Source organism: Streptomyces sp. NPDC005574 (assembly GCF_040605435.1).
Taxonomy (GTDB): Bacteria; Actinomycetota; Actinomycetes; order Streptomycetales; family Streptomycetaceae; genus Streptomyces.
In genome coordinates this window covers 1-16,211 of the sequence record NZ_JBEXCW010000131.1, presented here as the reverse complement: position 1 = coordinate 16,211, position 16,211 = coordinate 1, and the positions used below count along the sequence as shown (strand labels likewise).

The following is a 16,211-nucleotide window of genomic DNA, read 5'->3' as shown; positions in this document are numbered from 1 at the left end:
GGCTTCGGCGCCCAGGGCGCCGATCAGCGTGGTCAGGTTCCACAGCACGTACAGGCTGAGTCCCGTCACGGCGAACCCGATCCGGGTGCCGCGCCTCCGGCCCATTCCACAACGTGCGTGCCTCCGGCACGAAATGATGGGCAGTCAGTTCTTGCCCCTCCGGGGCTTTTTGAGTGTGCGTGCCTCCGGCACTTTTTTGTGGGAATTGGCGTGCCTCCGGCACGCCGCCGTTTAGGGGGTGCCGTTGTGTTTCGGTCATCTTCTTTAGATGGCTGAGAATGAGCTTTTATGGGAGCCGTTATAGCGAAAGAATAATGGTGTCTGAAGGAGCGGTAACTCCCCCGGGCGAAACATCTCAGCGAACAAAGGAGTGCACATGCAGTTGAAGCCGATTTCCCTGGACGTATTCGCTGACGCGCGCGAGGAGGCTCACACGGTGCTGGCTCGGGTCATGGCCACGCTCGCCCCGGGCGAGCACGTCCTGCGGCTGGGGGTGGACATGGACGGTCAGGAACATCCTGTCTGCGCGACGCTTCCCCTCAGCGTCGAGGGTGACGGTGGTCCGGAGGACCTGGTGGGTGCGGAGCCCAAGTACTTCGACAACTTCGCCTTCTTGCTGGCCTGCGGGCTGGCCCAGAGCCTGTGCTACGGCGTGATGTACCTGCGCTCTCCCGCGACCGGGCCTGACGGCTCCACCCACACCGTGCACGCCTGGCACCTGGCCTGGGGCACGCTGAACGAGTGCAGCGCCGCTGAAGCGGCCGAGCTGGTCGGCGACGGGGTACAGGCAACCTTCCTCGACGCTCCGGGCCTGCACGATGAGGCCGACGGCGAGGCGGTCTATCCGCCCGTGGCCTACACCGTTCTGTAAAAGCCGTCGCGGGCTGCGGATGGCGACCCGGCCCGCGTTCCCCGCCCCGGGATTTCGTCGATCCCGTCCCGGGGCATCCGGCGGGGGTGCCGGAAAAGGGACCCGGCACCCCCGCCCCCACGCGCCGGATAAGGGCCTCCCCATCAAACGGGGAGGCCCTCTCTTTTGTGGGCTGGAAGCCCGCTTCCGCAGTGGGCCGGAGGCCAATCAAGGTCCCGCTGGAAGCCTGCCGTTCGCGCGGGGACGCGCGAGGCGGGCGCAGCCCGCGCCTCGATGCCGGAGGCAGGCGAGGAGGGGAAATGTCGAAAGGGCCAATTGCTGCGCCCAAACGATTAGATTCAGGCTGGCGGGGAATTTCGGTGTCCGGTAGGCCGGTAAACCTGCCGGGCGTTCCCCGCCAGCGTGCTTCTCTCAGCGAAGCTCTCCTATCCTAGAGGGTGCTGTCTCACGCCGAAACGCACGTGTAAACGAAGGGGGATCGTCGTGACCGAAGGGATGCCACAACGCCGGCTTCACGAAGGCCGATGGGTGGTCAGCCGGGCCTGGATCCGTCAGCTGACAGGAGCATCCTCCGCCACCGTCGAGCGCTGGTACGCCCAGCGCGACCTACAACCGCCACAACGCCAGCACCCCGAGGTCGTCCACACCCAGGGGCGCACCCACTACTTCGACCAACAGGCCATCGAAGCTTTCTGGGCAGCCTGGCAGGAAGACGTCGGCACAGGCCGGCTCCGCACCGCGGGACGCAAACCCGGTGACGGCAACGGCCGTTACCACGCCGACCGCAGCCAGCGAAACCAAGCGGTAAGCGTGGCCCTGGCCGCGCTGCGCCAGGAAGGCGGGCACCTCCGGGGACTGGCCGCGCGGCTCGCTCGTGAGCATGGCGGTGTGCCGCGCAGCTGGCAGCGCGCCGTCACCGAAGCCCGCGCCCTGTACGAGGCAGAAACATCCGAGGCCACTACAGAAGACCTGTAGTACTTGCTGCGCCAGCAGCAAGAGGTCCCCCGCCCCGTCATGTCCGGCGACGATACGCGGCCCTCTCAGGGGCGCTCCGCGACCGCGCCGCGGTAGCGCGGAGGCTCACGCCGACGCGCAAGCGAACCCCCAGCCGCTCCGATCCCCCGACCGCGCGCCCGCCCCGTCCCTTCCCGCTTCTCTTCCTTGTGTCCTGAACCGGGGGTATGGGTGTGCTGAGGGGGATGTCGGGCCTCCGACCATGCCGGAATCGCTGCAGTGACCTGCGGTGAAGACGCCCAGGGAGTCAGGGGGCGGATGCTGCTGTGGGCGGGGTCGTCGGCGGGGATATCAGCCCGGTCGAAGGCGGTGTTGTCGCACCGTGACCGTGGTGGGGCCGTGATGGTCGGTGGGGTGGTCGGGGCCAGCTGGTGCGCTCGGTCGTACACGCGGCACCGCACAAGGGCGGCACCGCACCGTGTACGTAAGCGAGTTGGCGACGATGACGACGATTAACGTGGACGCCGGCGCCGGTGACCGGCTGGCACTGGCAGTCCTGGTGCAGTACCGCATGGTCACCACCGGGCAGATGCACCAGATCATCGCCCCCGCAGTCCGGATCGAACAGACCAGACGCCGGCTGGCCAAGCTCAAGGCTGAGGGCCTGATCGACCGCATCACCCTGCCGCAGGCAGGGCGCACCCGGGTCTGGTTTCCCACCCAGTACGGAGTGCAGGTCACCTCCGAGTGGCCGGAGCTGCGCGGCCGACGGCCACCGCGGCTCGTGTCGGATCCCACCGCCGTACGACTGCGGATGAGTCACACGCTCACGGTCACCGAGACTGGGCTTCAATTCCTCCTCGATGCACGCGGCCGGGGAGAATTGTGCCGGCCACTGGACTTCCTCCCGGAAGTACACCACCCCATCGGGGGCGGCGAGGCGGTCATCCCGGACGCGCTGCTGTACTACCGCAGCGGCCGCCAAGACACAGACGAACATGGCGCAATGCTCCGAGCATTCCTCGAGGTCGACCGAGCCACCATGGGCCCCGAACGCCTCGCCGCCAAACTCCGCGCATACGCATGCCTCCACGCCTACGTGCCCACCCCGGTCGGTGGCGGCCGGCGCACGGCCACCTCGCTCGAACTGCCCAGCCAACAGTGGCGCAGGCACTACCCGCTCTTCCCCCGACTGCTGTTCATCCTCGACGCCACCGGCCCGGCCGGAACCCAGACCCGTATCCGCGCCCTGCACGCAGCCGCCACAGACACGGCGGTTGCCGGCTTCCTACGCGAGACGACCGTTCTGGCCGCGCCGATGACCGACCTCCTCCACCACGGCCCCGCCGCACCCATATGGCACCCCATGCAACACCCTGAGCGGAAAGTCGGCTGGATGGACCCACCAGCGCCATAGCCATGCGCAGCAGGCACCTGCGCACCGCCCCAAGCCCTGCGCAACACCCCGACCACAACCCCGACCACAGAAACCGCTCCCCCGACCACAGGCCCCACCACCCCAGGTCACCTCACTGCGCAAGCACTGCGCAGCCCCGGATGCAGAGTACGCAGCCACCACCCCGCAGTTGCGCAGAAAGAGCCGACTGCGCACCGCCACCGCCCACCGCCCCACCCTGCACAACCAACAACACAACCGACCGCGCAGGACAGAACAAACCGGCAGCTGGCAAGAAAGAGCGCCAACCCCCGAAAGATCTTTGGGAAGTTGAACGGCATATGCGTAGCCTTGCAGCCGCACACGTACACCACACCGCATCACGACGGAGAGGGAACGTGACCAGACAATCCAGCACCGGCCCATTAGCGACCGAAACGCTTCGCACCCGCACCCGTCTTGCCGCCCTGACCGCCGTACTCTGCACGACCACGGCCATAGCCGGATGCAGCAGCCAGGACAACACCACCACGGCGAAGCCCACCGCCCCCACCACTGCGTCGACCGCCCCCTCATCTACGACGCCGGCAGACCCGCAAGCCGCAGCGAAACAGACCGCGCTTGAGGTCTACCAGGGGTTCTGGCGGGAAATGCAGGCGCTCTACGCCGACCGCAACGGCACCACCATGGGCCTGAAGCAGTACGCCGCGTCCGAGACGTTGTCGAAGGCCGAGAGCGATGCGCAGCGCGCGCACGCGCGAGGTCGGATCTACCTGGGGAAGGTCACCTTCTCCGATGCAGTGGTCACCAAAACCGAGTTGGACAGCGAAACGCCGAGAGTGACGCTTTCCAGCTGTCTGGACGTCTCACAATGGCAGCCGGTCGACGCCAAGACCCGTAAGCCCGTCACGCTGCCTTCCCACCGGATCACGAAGTACCAAGTGCTCACCACCCTTGAGAAGTGGCCACAGGGCTGGCGGGTCGTCCGCGACAAGCCGCAAGGCAAGAAGTGCTGACCCGGGCCAAAACGGCGGGCGCAGTCGGTGTCGCCCTGGTGGCCGTGTTCAGTGCGGCCCCCACCGCCCTCGCGGACGGGCCCGGCGGCGACGTGAGCTGTGGTGACTACATCTGCGAGGTAGAAGCCGACGACCCCGGCCAGGCCGACAGCGGCGCCGACGGCAACACGGGAAGCGAGCCCCAAGGCAGCAGCGGAAACGGCACGAGCAGCAACCCGTGGACCTGCACGTACAAGCCGCTGTCACTCCAGCCCCCAGAGAGTCCCTGGACTGGGAGGGACACACGCCCGGCGACGGCGCCGTCTACAAGCAGACCTGCCACTACCTCGACAGCCCCGACACCTTCATCCGCAACCAGTGGCTCGCGGCCCCACCACCCGCGGCGGCTACCGTCGACCCAGCAGCTCTCGCCCAGCGGGCAGTCGACGCCATGAAACTCACCGGGCCCGACATCGCCAGCCCGAGAGCGGCAGGAAAGTACCTGGTCGGAATGCCAATGTGGATGTGGGTCAACCAAGCCCGACCACCTACGGGCCCAACACCGCAAGCGCGTCAGCAGGCGGCATGACCGTCACCGCCACCGCGAAAGTCTCGAAAATCGTGTGGACGATGGGCGACGGCACTACCGTGACGTGCGCCGGGCCGGGCACGCCATACACCGCGGCGGCAGGCAAGAGTGACTCCCCGACATGCGGCCACACCTACACCCGCACCTCCACCCACCAACCCGAAAGCCGCTACCAGATCACCGCCACGTCCACCTGGACCATCCACTGGCAGACCACAATCGGCGGCGGCGGACAAAACGGCCAACTCACCGAAACCCGACAGTCCCAGGTCTTGGTCCCCCTCGTAGAACTCCAGGTCATCAACTGACACCAGGAGGCGCGGCCGGTACCTATCGCCGTGGCTGGATTCTGATGCATGGTGTGCAGACAGGCACACCCCCTCCTGTACAACGGAGGCCCCTGGCCAGGCCCTGCCGTCCCGTGCGCGGCTGCCCAAGAGCGGCAAGAATCCGCAGCAGCGCCAGCTTGGCCCGCAACGGTCGCTGGGGCCCGCTCAAGTCTTCAGCCTACGAATCACAGGCGCCGCCGCGCCCTGACGCCTACAGTTCGATGGCAGACGCCCCCCTGCAGTCCTTCTTCGCCCGCCCGGACGTCGGGTGTTGCGACGTTCATTAGAACCCGAGGAGCACGGCGGGGCTGGGAGCGGGAGCCGTTCGGCTGCGGTCACGGCGTCTTGCCGTGTCTCAACCGGCAGCCCTCGCACGGTCGTCGGCGACTCCTGTCGGCGTCCACCGGTGCTTGTCCCATTGCTGGTGCCCCGCGGGGGCAAGGTAGGTGCCGCGCTGCGGCCCGTTGCCGAGCGGGACTGCGCGGCGTTTACTCAAGCGGCTCAACCCGGCGGCACCCGGACGGCACTTGAAGCAGTCCAGAGCGGTCGCCACTCCACCACGCGAGGCGACAGCTTGTGAATCAAGGGGACCTGCGGGCCAGCTGCAACAAGAGACTCAGTCCCGGCGAGCGGCACCGTGTGGCCAGACGACGTCGACGGGGACGCCTACTGTCTGTGCTTCGAGCACGGTGTCTGCGGTGCCGCCGCCCTCGCCGGTGGGCGGCCGGCCGTCCCATACGGCGACGAGGCGGTCGGCGCGTTCGATGAGGAGGGTGTTGGCGGCCTCGTATGCCTGCCTGTCGGCCGTCTCGTGCGGGAGGACAAGCACTTCCTGGGCGGCCTCGATCAAGTGATCGAAGAGGGCGGCGTGGTCGGGCTTGACCTTTTTCTCTCGGTAGTCCTGGGACGGGACGACGACCGTCAGGCGTCCGCCGGCGGCGAGGACTGCCTCGGCGAAGAGGGAGTCGGCGCCCTTAGCGATACAGGAGACGCCCACGAGCCCGCCATCATCGGCGTATTGCTTGAGCAGGTTGTCCAGGGCGTGGCGGACCAGTGGGATGCTGTCCTCGGTCAGGTCCATGTGCCCGGTCACTGCGATGGTTGTCACGGTCGCTACCCCTGTTTCAGGTCGAGAGCAGGTCGCGGATCCTATCGCGGGCCTCCCGCATGGGTCGGCCTGCGCTGCTGCCCACGGTGTACGGGTAGAGGTCGCCCAGCTGGGCCCGCACGCGGCTGGAGCGCGTGGCGCGGGCCGCATCCACCGCGCGGTGGGTCTCGTCCACGGCCGCACTCAGGTCGCCGAGCAGGAAGTGGCACTGAGCCAGGCCGATGCGGTCCAGGGCGTGGCTGCGGCTTGCCTCGGGGCCACGCTGGGCCAGGGCATGTCGGATCTCGGTGGCTGCCGCTTCGGCGTGCTTGCGGGGGTCGTGGCGGGCCAGGTCTAGGAGGCGGCCTCCGGTGGTTCCGGCGAGTTCAGCCTGGTCGAAGTAGGCGATCCAGTAGGGCTCGTCGCCCGGTTTGGCCTCGGCCAGCGCTTCGCCTGCTTGGGCGGTGGTGCGTCGGAAGGCGGCAGTGCGGCCCGTCACGGCGTAGGCCCAGGCTTCGCGGGTGTGGAGCATGGCTCGCATTCTGGGGCCGGCCGCGTGCCGAGCGCCGTCCTGGGCGAGGCGGATCAGTTCGAGGGCGTCTTGGGGCTGGTCACGGTAGAGCATTTGGCGGGCCATGCCCGCCAGGACGTTGGCGCCCAGGACCACGTCACCTCCGGCATGGGAGGCCCGTAATGCCAGGAGGTAGTAGTTTTGTGCGCGGCGCTGGAGGCCCGTGTCCCAGGCCATGGTGGCTGCCGTACCGGCCAGTTGGGCCATCACCTGGTAGAGGCGCTGCTCGACCTGTGGCGCCTGGTGCTCGTCGAGGTGGGCGGCTACCTCGCTGAGCTGGCCCAGTACGGCCTTGCGGCGCAGCCCGCCACCGTACTTGTGGTCCCAGGCTCTGAATGCGCGAGCCGTGGATTCCAGTTCCTCGACCTCCCGTACCCCGAGCCGACCTCGGCGGCGTGGTCGTGCTGCGGATCCAGCAGGCTGGAGCCATCCCTCAAGGGGATCGAGCAGGGCGGCGCCGGTGATGGCGGCCCCGGCCAGGGCGCGGGTCGCCGCGCGTCGGTCCATCACGAGATCGCTCCTCGTCAGCTTGGCGGCCAGGTCCACGGTGGCGTCGAGTTTCCAGGGGACCTCATCAGTACTCGGCCGCTCGCCCTCTCCGTCCGGTAAGGCGTCTTCTTGGACAGGTCGGGTCTCCCAGTTACGCGGAGCGAGTCCGAGAAGGCGGCCTGGGATACGGAGCCCGTCAGAGATGCGGCAGATGACTTCGAAGCTGGTGACCTGCTGTTGACCATTGATGATCGTGGAGACCTTGCCCGGGGTGAGGCGGCAGGCGGAGGCAATGCGGTTCTGCGACAGGCCTCCGTACTTTTTGATCAAAGCGAAGGCCGCAGCGAAGTCGTGCTCTGCCAGGGCTCGGCGGACATCCTCGCGGTCGAGGAGGTCGGCAGCGAGCGGGCCGGGGGTGGTGGCGTCCATGAGGGCCAACTTCCGGTTCGATCATAAGCGCGATCCAGCTTCATACGAAGCGGGGAACGAGTGTATTCCCGCGGCGGTAACACCTGCTGGTCATAGTGCAGTTGCCTGTGCACGGCGACTCTTGGTGAGCACCCGGAGCTCGTCGGTGACTGCCCGCAGGTGTCGGCGACTAAATCTCAGCGCGAGGAGGAAACTCATGGTCCTGCACGCACACCCGTCTCATCTACCCCGGTCGACCTGGGTGAGGCGTCTGATCGAGCCGACGCTGTTCGCCGCCGGCGAGGACTGGGACGCCATCCGTGTGGAGGCCGGTGTCGGCGTTCGGGCGGTGCGTTTCCTCAAAGCATGCGGGGCTCCCGTGGGGCCGGTGCTGCACGACCAGACCAGCGGTCGGGCGTACTTTCTCACCCCGCCCGGCACCGCACGGAGATGGCAGCAGGACCACACCCAAGCGCTCGGCGAGGGCTCGTGGGTCGTGCTCATTCCACCGGGCTGGGAGGGCGAACTGCTGTGCTGGGTAAGTGATCCCGCTGACAGCCCGGCGTATACGGCGGCCGCCGACCTCACCATCGCATTGGCAGCCGCTGCAGGCGAGGAGATCGACCAGTGACACCGCTGAGCGGGCCTGCAAAGAAGCGGCCGCGATGGCGAGAGGTGATGGGCTGGTTGGCCCGCTTCACCGGCCCCCTCCTCATCGTGATGGCTTCCGCGTCTTGCGGCTTCGTGATCGGCGTCGCTGTCTCTGCGGCCCCGACCACGCCCTGAACTTGCGCCGACGGCCGCCCCTTCGCCTGCCCCCGCTTACGGCTCCATCGGCCGGCGCGCTCGTCAGAAGAGCAGGATTCAGGCCACCGCCCAGGCCCAGCACTCCTCGCGCGTTCCCCCCTCCCCGCCTTCGCGAGACCCCCCTTGCCCCCGCTGGGCGGGCCGGGTCAGGGCCACCGCAGCATCCGCGAACCTCGAAATCCTCGACTCCCTGAAAGACAGCGGCATGATCACTCCCCCGCTCCCCTACAGCCCCCACCCCTCCGACCGTGGCAAGCAGCCGCCCGCTCCCACCTCGTCCGGCCCTCGCCTCGTCCCGTTCATCACCCAGCGCCAAGGCGAGGACCCAGCCCCCGACAACCTCGTCCTCCTCCCCCACACCGACGGCCAACTTCACCTGCACTACCTCGACGAAGACGCCCGCGACCGTGACCCGCGCGGCGTGCTGTGGGCGCGCTGCTCCTTCAACCCTTGCGACGCCCACGGCCAGCCCACCGGCCGCCCGCAGTGGAAACTCATGCACCCCTACCGGCAGATGATGTGCATGCAAGCCCTGCGCTGCCAGATCTGCACCGCCCCCGCCCGCACCCCACTCGGGCTGATCTTCCTAGCCGGCCCCCACGACCACACTCCCGGCGCGCAGGTGCTGACCAACCAGCCGCCCGTCTGCGCCCGCCACGCACGCACCGCCGCCACGCTGTGCCCGCACCTCGACGGCAACCCGAAAGTGTTCCTCGCACAGAGCGCGCCGCTTCACGGCGTCATCGGCACCGTGTACGGACTCGGCGCGCACGGCGTCCAGCCAGTCGCCCAACCCGGACCGCCCCTGCCCTACCAACTCCCCGACATCACCTGCTTCCTCGCCTCCCAGCAAACCCGCCGCCTCCACTCCCACCGCACCCTCGACCTCGATCAACTCCTCCACGAACTCGACGCTTCAGCCGCTTGAACCCCTGCCCCCAAACCGCGAACGCCGTCAGCCCGCGGGCAGAGCGGCCGACGGGCGGAGCTTGCGGTCGCCCAGCCGGCAGCAGCCGAACCCCGTGGTTCGTTCCGCACACCCACGGCCGTTCGCCCTCCGCCGGTAGCCGTCTGAAAACTCCCGTGCACGGCCCGCCCCGTCCACCCGCACCGGCCGTGTACGGGCCCCACACCTCACGCCAGGCCCCCCGATGCCGGCGTGAGGCACCAGCCCGGTGCGGGGACGACGGTTCGACGAACTCCCCTGGGAACGCTGAACCGCCCCCGCACCGGGTGCATCTCCCACAAGCAGATCAAGGACAACGACGGTGCAACCCGACCATCCCGCCTTCCTCTTTCCTGGCGCGGCGCCCCGCCAGCCGCCTCATTCCCCGGATCACATGGCGGCCCAGGCAGCGAGCGCCACCCTCGGCCCTATGCCAGCCGCGCACGCGATCTCCCCACACAGGGCCAGGGATTCAAGCCACCACGCAGCTCCCTGCGACCAAGAGCAGCGGCGGGAGCGGATCGTCACCGAACACCGCGTCCCCACCCAGAACTGAACAGCAGGCTTCCCGTCCCTCTCAGGGGCGGGCAGACGGAGCCTCGGGGCGAGACCCCTGGGCCCGTGGCACCACCGGTACGGGCGCCGGCCCGCACCGTCCGAGAACAGCGAAGGAGAAGCTCGTGGAGCAGTCCAAGTCCAGCGCCGCCGCCGTGTCCACGGAGGAGCCCGCGGAGATCACCGGAGCCGTCGTGGTCGCGGTCGACGTCGAAGACGAGGAGTAGCCCTCTCCCGCGTCCTGAACTGGGCGTCCCTCCTTGTTCAGCGGCCCCGCCCAGGGCCCGGGGAGGGGCGTCCCCCGCCCTTCGTCTTCTTTGGAGGTTTCAGTGATTCATGTGTTCGTCGGACCGACGCTGCCCAGGTCCGAGCCCCAGCTCGCCGCGCCAGGGGTGCGGGTGTGGCCGCCGGTTGGACACGGGGACCTGTTCGACGCCGCGATCCGCAGCGGTGACACGGCGGTGATCATCGATGGGGTGTACCACCAGGCACCGGCACTGCGCCACAAGGAGATTCTGGCCGCGGTCGGCCGGGGAGTCCGCATGATCGGGGCGGCGAGCATCGGCGCTCTGCGGGCGGCCGAACTGGCGGACTTCGGGATGCTCGGCGTGGGCCGCATCTACGCCGCCTACGTCCGGGGGGAGATCGACGGTGACGACGAGGTGGCGGTGGGTCAGGCCCCGGACGGCGAGTTCGATGCGCTGACGTGGCCGGTGGTCAACCTTCGGCACGTCCTTCAACTCGCCCGGTCGGCCGGGGTGCTCGACGGCGCGGGGGCCGACCGGCTGCTGGCGGCGTTGCGCGCGGTCTACTATCCGCAGCGCACGTGGGCCGCGGTCCGGGCCGTGTGCCGCCACCAGGGGAAGGAAGAATTCGCCGACTGGCTGGCCCGGCAGCGCATGCAGGACGAACACTTCGGCGACGTCAAGCGCGCCGACGCCCTCGCGGCCATCAGCACCGCGCGGGACGGCGGCCCGGTGCAGCAGACCGCCGTCGCGCTCACACTCTCGGTGTGGGAGACGACGTACTTCCGGCGATGGTCCAACGCCTTCGCCCGCACCCTCGTGGGTGGGCTGGAGCTGTCCACCGAGGACCGTCTCGTCTACCAGCAGGTGTTCGACCCGGAGTTCCCCACCGTCTGGGCGGCCTACCTCGAGCACCGCTCGCTCCACCCCCTCGACGGCGGGCTGGGGTTGCCGCTTGCGGAGCGGCTGGCGCGGGTCACCGGCGGTCACCTGCCGGCCGACCGCGTGTTCCACCCGGCGGTCGACCTGAGGGACGAGCAGGCCGTGACCCTGCTGCTGGCAGGCGAGACTGATCTGGACCGTCAGGCGGTCGCGCGATACGCCGGCGCCCTCGCGCGGGCCCGCGAGAGCCGGCCCGGCTTCCAGATCGCGGCGGTGCGCGACGATCTCACCCGTCAACTCCTGCTGCAGGTGTGGAGATGCTCTGAGCAGAAGTTCGACGCGGAGGCGTCCGCGCGCGGGCTGGTCTGCGGAGCGCGCGCTGTCGCCGAAGCCAAACGGCTCGTACCCGGGTTGCTTCAGGAGAGGAATGAGATGACTGACCGGACGGAGGCGGCCGGTGTTACGCGGTGACGGCCTGGTGGCGCTGCCGGGCACGGTACGGGCCCGCACCCCGCAGGAGACGTGGGAGGCGGTAGCGGGGATTCTGCCGGAGTTCGGCATCACCCGGGTCGCGGACCTGACCGGCCTGGACTGCATCGGACTGCCCGTGTGGACGGCGATCCGGCCCGCCTCGCGAACTCTGAGCACGTCTCAGGGCAAGTGCCCTACCGCCTTGTTGGCGAAGCTGTCGGCGGTGATGGAGGCGATCGAACTGTGGCACGTGGAGCAGCCGCTGCCCGTCGCGGCGTATGGCCCGGCCGCCGATGTCGCCCCGGACTGCCCGGTTGCCGCGCTGCCGCTGACCGTCTCATACCCCGTGGACACCCTGGCGCGGATGGTGTGGGAGTGGACGCCCGGCACCGCCCTGGTGAGCGGGAAGCAGGTGCTGATGCCGGTCGATCTGGTGCGGCGCCGGGCGCAGCGGCCGCAGTGGAGCCCTGATCTGCTGCGCGCGACCAGCACCGGTCTGGCGTGCGGCAACACCCGCGACGAGGCTCTGCTGCACGCCCTGTTCGAGGTGGTGGAGCGGGATGTGCTCTACCGGGACGGGCAAGCGGGTGGGCGGCGACGCACCCTGATCGCGCCTGGCACGATCGATGACCCGCACGCCCAAGAGGTGATCGGCCGGCTGCTGTCTGCGGGCATGGCCCTGGAGATCGCGCTGGTGGACGGCCCGTACGCGCTGCCGGTGTGCGTCGCCTACCTGTGGTCGGAGGACTACCCGGTGGTCTTCGCCGGCGGCGGCTGCCACAACAGCCCTGCAATCGCACTGGCCCGGGCTGTGACCGAGGCCGCGCAGTCCCGGCTGACCGCCATCGCCGGAACCCGCGACGACCTGCCCAGCGACCCCGCCGGGTTCGCCCTTGCGCCCTTTCGCCCGGCCAAGACCATGGGCCTGGCGTCATGGCCGGAGGCCACCAGCCACTTCCCCCGGGCCCAGGGTGGCCTCGCCCACGAGGTCGGGGACATGGCCCAGCGGATCCTGCACGTCACCGGACACGAGCCGGTGGCCCTGGACCTGTCCGCCCCAGACAGCCCCGTCTATGCCGTGCAGGTCGTCTGCCCCGGTACCCGCTCACGGATCAGGAGGTCGATGCCCCGATGAACCCCACCACCACAGCGGTGCCCGACGCACCGCCCGCTCCCCGCGCAAGCCGTAGCGCCCAGTACGACGCCTTCCACACCGCCCGCGCCCGCACCCATCTGGTCGCCCGCCTGTACGCCGAGGCGATGGGCGAGGATTACCCGACCGAGGTCGCCGCCTCCAGCTCCTGCGACTGGCCCCTGCTGGGGCTGATGACCGCACGGCTGCGAATGCGGCCCGGCCAGCTCCTGGTGGACGCGGGCTGCGGCACCGGCGGCATCGGCCTGTGGCTGACCCGCGCCCTCGCCCTGAGTCTGGAGGGGTTCGACCTGTCTCCCGTCGCCGTCGCCCAAGCCACCGACCGCCGACCCCGCTTCGGCCTGTCTGCCGACCGGGCCGCCTTCCGCATCGCCACGCTGGAGGACACCGGCCTGCCCGACTCGAGCGTCCACGGGATCGTGTGCGTGGACGCCCTGGGGCGGGCTGCTGGCCGGGACACAGCCCTGCGCGAACTCGGCCGCATCCTGGCCCCGGGCGGCCGACTGGTGATGACCCGGGCCACCAGGCGGGGCACCGCCCCTGCCTGGGTGGAGCAGGCCCGCGCCGCCAGCCTCATGGTCGAGCACGTGGACGAGCGGCCCGCCGAGCCCGGGCTGTGGGAGCGGCTCTACTGGCTGTGGCTCGCCCACGCCGATGAGCTGCGGAGCGAGCTGGGCAAGGACCAGGCACAAAACATGCTGCGCGAGGCACATCAGGTGCTGCCCACGCTGCCGGGCCGCCGCGCGGTCCTACTGACCCTGCGGCACCCCGCCAATGGCCAGGTCGGACCCGGTGCGGCCGATACGATGACCGGGCCCAGCCGTCACCTTGACGAGAGGATCTGGCAGTGACCCAGCACCGTTCGGCCCGGGCTGCGGTGTTCTCGGCCGGGTCCTGGGGCACCGCCGTGGCCAAGATCCTGGCCGACGCCGGCACCAGCGTCATCGTGCACGCCCGCCGGAATGAGATCGCCGACGCGATCAACACGCAGCACCGCAACCCCGGTTACTTCCCGGACATCGAGCTGCCCGCCGCCCTGACCGCGACAACCGACCCGGCCGCCGCGCTGGACGGCGCCGACTTCATGGTGCTGTCCATCCCCGCGCAGACCCTGCGGGCCAACCTCGCCGCGTGGGCGCCACACATCGGGCCCGACACTGTGATCGTGTCGCTGATGAAGGGCATCGAGCAGAGCAGCCACCTGCGGGCAAGTCAGATCATCACCGAGGTGAGCGGCGTGAGCTCAGACCGGGTCGCGGTGCTGTCCGGCCCGAACCTGGCACGCGAGATCATGGAGGGCCAGCCCGCTGCGGCCACCGTCGCCTGCGCCGACGAGACCGCCGCCCACCGCTTCCAACAGGCGTGCCACACCGGCTACTTCCGCCCCTACACGTCCACCGACGTGACCGGCTGTGAGCTGGGCGGCGCGGTGAAGAACGTCATCGCCCTCGCGGTCGGCATCGCCTCCGGCATGGGCCTGGGCCACAACGCGCAGGCCATGCTCATCACCCGCGGACTGGCCGAGACCACCCGCCTGGCAGTGGCCATGGGCGCCCACCCGGCCACCCTCGCCGGACTGTCCGGCCTGGGCGACCTGGGCGACCTGGTGGCCACCTGCTCCTCCCCGCTCTCCCGCAACCGCACCTTCGGCACCCACCTCGGCCAGGGGCTGAGCATCGAGGAGGCGACGGCCGCCACCCGGCAGACCACCGAAGGCGTCAAGAGCGCGGAGGCGATCCTCGCCCTGGCCCGCGCCCACGACGCCGAGATGCCGATCACCGAAGTGATCTCCGCCCTGCTGCACGAGAAGGTCACCCTCAACGAGGCCGCGGCCACGCTGATGCAACGGCCCCCCAAGCCCGAGCGCTGACCCCCGGGGCGCCCCGCCTGCGCGGGGGCCCACCCCTCTTCACCTTCACCCTCCCCACCCGGAGGTTCCCGCCCATGCCCAGATCCCTGCTGTCCACTGTCCAGATCGCCGTCGCCCTCGGCCTGATGGCGTGGATGCTCACCGGTTTCACCCGCCTGCCCGGCCGCTGGCTGCGCTGGAAGATGTTCTGCCGGGCCACCTTCACGATCATCTCGCTCACCGGCACCACCAAGGACGGGCGCACTGAGCCCGTGAACGTCTACGACCACCTCTCCCCAGGCAGCTTCATCCTCGGCCCGCCCCAGCTCCAGACGATCCTCAACCACCTCACCGACAGTGGCCGCTACGACCGGATCGACGGCCACGGCCGCATCCTGTCAGCCCACGGCGAGCAGACCGTAGAAGTCAGGGCCAGCCGTGTGGTTCTTTGACGCCCTCGCCTCGGGCTTCCAGCACCCCACCGACCCCGGACACCTCCAGTGGTTCCGGATCATCTTCGCCACCGTGCTCACCGTGCGGTTCGCCCTCGCCTTCGGCCAGGGCGGCTGGGACCGCCTCACCCCCGGCTCACTCAGCGCCCACCTCGCCGAGCAACGACTCGGCCCCGCCCGGACCCGCCTTCTGATCACCCTCTACCGGCCCGTGCTGATCGTCCGTACGTGCGCTGCCCTGGCCCTGGCGCTCGGCCTCGCGCCCCGCCTCGCGCTGTTGGTGGCCCTGGTCGGCGCTGCGATGGAACTGCTGTACCTCAAAAGTCCCAACGCCGTCCGCTACACACTGCTCACCGGCACCTGCCTCCTACTCGCCGGAGACCTCGGCCACGGCCTGCACATCGAGCACGGCACCAGCACGGCGAACACCTGGGCGCAGTGCCTCCTCGTGCTGATCACCACCGACCTCTACTGGAACAGCGCCTGGCAGAAAATTCGCTCCCCCCAGTTCCGCAGCGGGCTCTACCTCGCCCAGTGGGTACACACCTACAACCAGGTCAGGGACCAGCTGCCCTACCGCCGCCAGCACGCCGTCCCCGGCCTCGTCCGCCGCCACGCGGGCAACCTCAACGACCGGGACGTCCGTCTCTGGCGCACGGTCGCGATCACAGTCATCACGGCGGAGATCGCGCTGCCGCCCACACTGCTCATCCCGCAGACGACGCCGTATGCCGTTGTCGCCGGCATCGGAATGCACGCCGCCTTCACCTGCCTCAAACCCCGCCAACTCATCACCTTCTCCAGCCTCACCCTCGCCACCTACATCGCCTTCACCACCTAAACCATTCCCCTCCCGGCCCAGTCGCGGCGCCGTGGACGGTGCGGCTGCCCGCCGCCCCGTGGGACGACCCACTGCTGGCTGCCGCCGGGCGCCCAAGTGCCGCTGCATGGTGGGGGGTGCTCGCTCCCGCCGGATTGCGGTGCTACCCGAGTGGAAAACGGGCGCCGAGGACCTTGGCGGGTTGATCACTTGGCGGCGCTGCCGGGCGGGGACGACAACCCGTACAACTACACGCAGCTTCTTCGACCTCGACGGCCACGGCTGGCAGGTCATGTGGATGGACCCGGCCGCGGTGCCGGCGGGATGTAACCCTCCCCCCGC

The 16,211-nt window shown here is 69.5% G+C and carries 16 protein-coding genes and 1 pseudogene; 13 read left to right on the top strand and 4 right to left on the bottom strand.

Annotation, left to right across the window (positions count from 1 at the left end; translation table 11 throughout):
* Nucleotides 1-96 (bottom strand): annotated as a pseudogene (locus tag ABZT03_RS39545) (branched-chain amino acid ABC transporter permease); the annotation flags it as partial.
* 280 nt (nt 97-376) lie between these two features.
* Between ABZT03_RS39545 and ABZT03_RS39540 the strand changes: the two are divergent.
* The 5 genes from ABZT03_RS39540 to ABZT03_RS39520 all read left to right on the top strand — a co-directional run bounded on the left by ABZT03_RS39540 (nt 377) and on the right by ABZT03_RS39520 (nt 5,113).
* Nucleotides 377-871 carry a hypothetical protein gene (locus tag ABZT03_RS39540; RefSeq protein WP_356048416.1) on the top strand — a complete coding sequence of 165 codons (495 nt, stop codon included), beginning with the start codon at nt 377-379 and terminating at the stop codon, nt 869-871.
* A 483-nt stretch (nt 872-1,354) separates the two neighbouring features.
* A complete protein-coding gene (locus tag ABZT03_RS39535; protein ID WP_356048414.1) occupies nt 1,355-1,846 on the top strand; it encodes a hypothetical protein in 492 nt (163 codons plus the stop codon).
* Between the two features lie 481 nt (nt 1,847-2,327).
* Entirely contained in the window at nt 2,328-3,242 is a 915-nt protein-coding gene (locus tag ABZT03_RS39530) for a replication-relaxation family protein (protein ID WP_356048412.1), read from the top strand.
* Nucleotides 3,243-3,619: 377 nt separating this feature from the next.
* Entirely contained in the window at nt 3,620-4,237 is a 618-nt protein-coding gene (locus ABZT03_RS39525) for a hypothetical protein (protein WP_356048410.1), read from the top strand.
* A gap of 564 nt (nt 4,238-4,801) precedes the next feature.
* The gene (locus tag ABZT03_RS39520; RefSeq protein WP_356048408.1) at nt 4,802-5,113 is read left to right on the top strand and encodes a hypothetical protein; all 312 of its coding nucleotides are present in this window, start codon (nt 4,802-4,804) and stop codon (nt 5,111-5,113) included.
* Nucleotides 5,114-5,489: 376 nt separating this feature from the next.
* Here ABZT03_RS39520 and ABZT03_RS39515 read toward each other — a convergent pair whose 3' ends face one another.
* The 3 genes from ABZT03_RS39515 to ABZT03_RS39505 all read right to left on the bottom strand — a co-directional run bounded on the left by ABZT03_RS39515 (nt 5,490) and on the right by ABZT03_RS39505 (nt 7,710).
* The gene (locus ABZT03_RS39515; protein WP_356048406.1) at nt 5,490-5,687 is read right to left on the bottom strand and encodes a DUF6087 family protein; all 198 of its coding nucleotides are present in this window, start codon (nt 5,685-5,687) and stop codon (nt 5,490-5,492) included.
* Between the two features lie 63 nt (nt 5,688-5,750).
* Nucleotides 5,751-6,242, bottom strand: coding sequence for a hypothetical protein (locus ABZT03_RS39510; RefSeq protein ID WP_356048404.1), 492 nt, complete (start codon nt 6,240-6,242; stop codon nt 5,751-5,753).
* Nucleotides 6,243-6,258: 16 nt separating this feature from the next.
* Nucleotides 6,259-7,710, bottom strand: a complete 1,452-nt coding sequence (locus ABZT03_RS39505; RefSeq protein WP_356048402.1) for a hypothetical protein — start codon at nt 7,708-7,710, stop codon at nt 6,259-6,261.
* 196 nt (nt 7,711-7,906) lie between these two features.
* On the opposite strand from ABZT03_RS39505, the gene ABZT03_RS39500 reads away from it, so the two are divergent.
* The 8 genes from ABZT03_RS39500 (at nt 7,907) to ABZT03_RS39465 (ending at nt 15,890) form a co-directional block, all read left to right on the top strand.
* Nucleotides 7,907-8,320, top strand: coding sequence for a hypothetical protein (locus ABZT03_RS39500; RefSeq protein ID WP_356048400.1), 414 nt, complete (start codon nt 7,907-7,909; stop codon nt 8,318-8,320).
* Nucleotides 8,321-8,701: 381 nt separating this feature from the next.
* Nucleotides 8,702-9,424 (top strand): hypothetical protein, encoded by a 723-nt coding sequence (locus ABZT03_RS39495; protein ID WP_356048398.1) that lies wholly within the window; start codon nt 8,702-8,704, stop codon nt 9,422-9,424.
* Between the two features lie 911 nt (nt 9,425-10,335).
* Nucleotides 10,336-11,595, top strand: a complete 1,260-nt coding sequence (locus ABZT03_RS39490; RefSeq protein ID WP_356048396.1) for a TfuA-like protein — start codon at nt 10,336-10,338, stop codon at nt 11,593-11,595.
* The gene (locus ABZT03_RS39485; RefSeq protein WP_356048395.1) at nt 11,582-12,730 is read left to right on the top strand and encodes a YcaO-like family protein; all 1,149 of its coding nucleotides are present in this window, start codon (nt 11,582-11,584) and stop codon (nt 12,728-12,730) included. Before ABZT03_RS39490 ends, ABZT03_RS39485 begins: the two co-directional genes overlap by 14 nt.
* On the top strand, nt 12,727-13,599 hold the full coding sequence (locus ABZT03_RS39480) for a methyltransferase domain-containing protein (protein WP_356048393.1): 873 nt from the start codon (nt 12,727-12,729) through the stop codon (nt 13,597-13,599). The genes ABZT03_RS39485 and ABZT03_RS39480 overlap by 4 nt, the downstream gene beginning before the upstream one ends.
* Complete coding sequence (locus ABZT03_RS39475; protein WP_356048392.1) at nt 13,596-14,618, top strand: NAD(P)H-dependent glycerol-3-phosphate dehydrogenase; 1,023 nt, start codon at nt 13,596-13,598, stop codon at nt 14,616-14,618. Before ABZT03_RS39480 ends, ABZT03_RS39475 begins: the two co-directional genes overlap by 4 nt.
* A 74-nt stretch (nt 14,619-14,692) precedes the next feature.
* Nucleotides 14,693-15,049 (top strand): hypothetical protein, encoded by a 357-nt coding sequence (locus ABZT03_RS39470; protein ID WP_356048390.1) that lies wholly within the window; start codon nt 14,693-14,695, stop codon nt 15,047-15,049.
* Nucleotides 15,036-15,890: a hypothetical protein gene (locus ABZT03_RS39465; RefSeq protein ID WP_356048389.1), complete on the top strand. Its 855-nt coding sequence runs from the start codon at nt 15,036-15,038 to the stop codon at nt 15,888-15,890. The genes ABZT03_RS39470 and ABZT03_RS39465 overlap by 14 nt, the downstream gene beginning before the upstream one ends.
* Nucleotides 15,891-16,211 lie beyond the last annotated feature (321 nt).

Bases quoted from the DNA above. Each gene is read 5' to 3' on its own strand.
- ABZT03_RS39540 (WP_356048416.1), top strand. From the start codon at position 377: ATGCAGTTGAAGCCGATTTCCCTGGACGTATTCGCTGACGCGCGCGAG.
- ABZT03_RS39530 (WP_356048412.1), top strand. From the start codon at position 2,328: ATGACGACGATTAACGTGGACGCCGGCGCCGGTGACCGGCTGGCACTG.
- ABZT03_RS39520 (WP_356048408.1), top strand. From the start codon at position 4,802: ATGACCGTCACCGCCACCGCGAAAGTCTCGAAAATCGTGTGGACGATG.
- ABZT03_RS39505 (WP_356048402.1), bottom strand. From the start codon at position 7,710: ATGGACGCCACCACCCCCGGCCCGCTCGCTGCCGACCTCCTCGACCGC.
- ABZT03_RS39500 (WP_356048400.1), top strand. From the start codon at position 7,907: ATGGTCCTGCACGCACACCCGTCTCATCTACCCCGGTCGACCTGGGTG.
- ABZT03_RS39495 (WP_356048398.1), top strand. From the start codon at position 8,702: ATGATCACTCCCCCGCTCCCCTACAGCCCCCACCCCTCCGACCGTGGC.
- ABZT03_RS39480 (WP_356048393.1), top strand. From the start codon at position 12,727: ATGAACCCCACCACCACAGCGGTGCCCGACGCACCGCCCGCTCCCCGC.
- ABZT03_RS39470 (WP_356048390.1), top strand. From the start codon at position 14,693: ATGCCCAGATCCCTGCTGTCCACTGTCCAGATCGCCGTCGCCCTCGGC.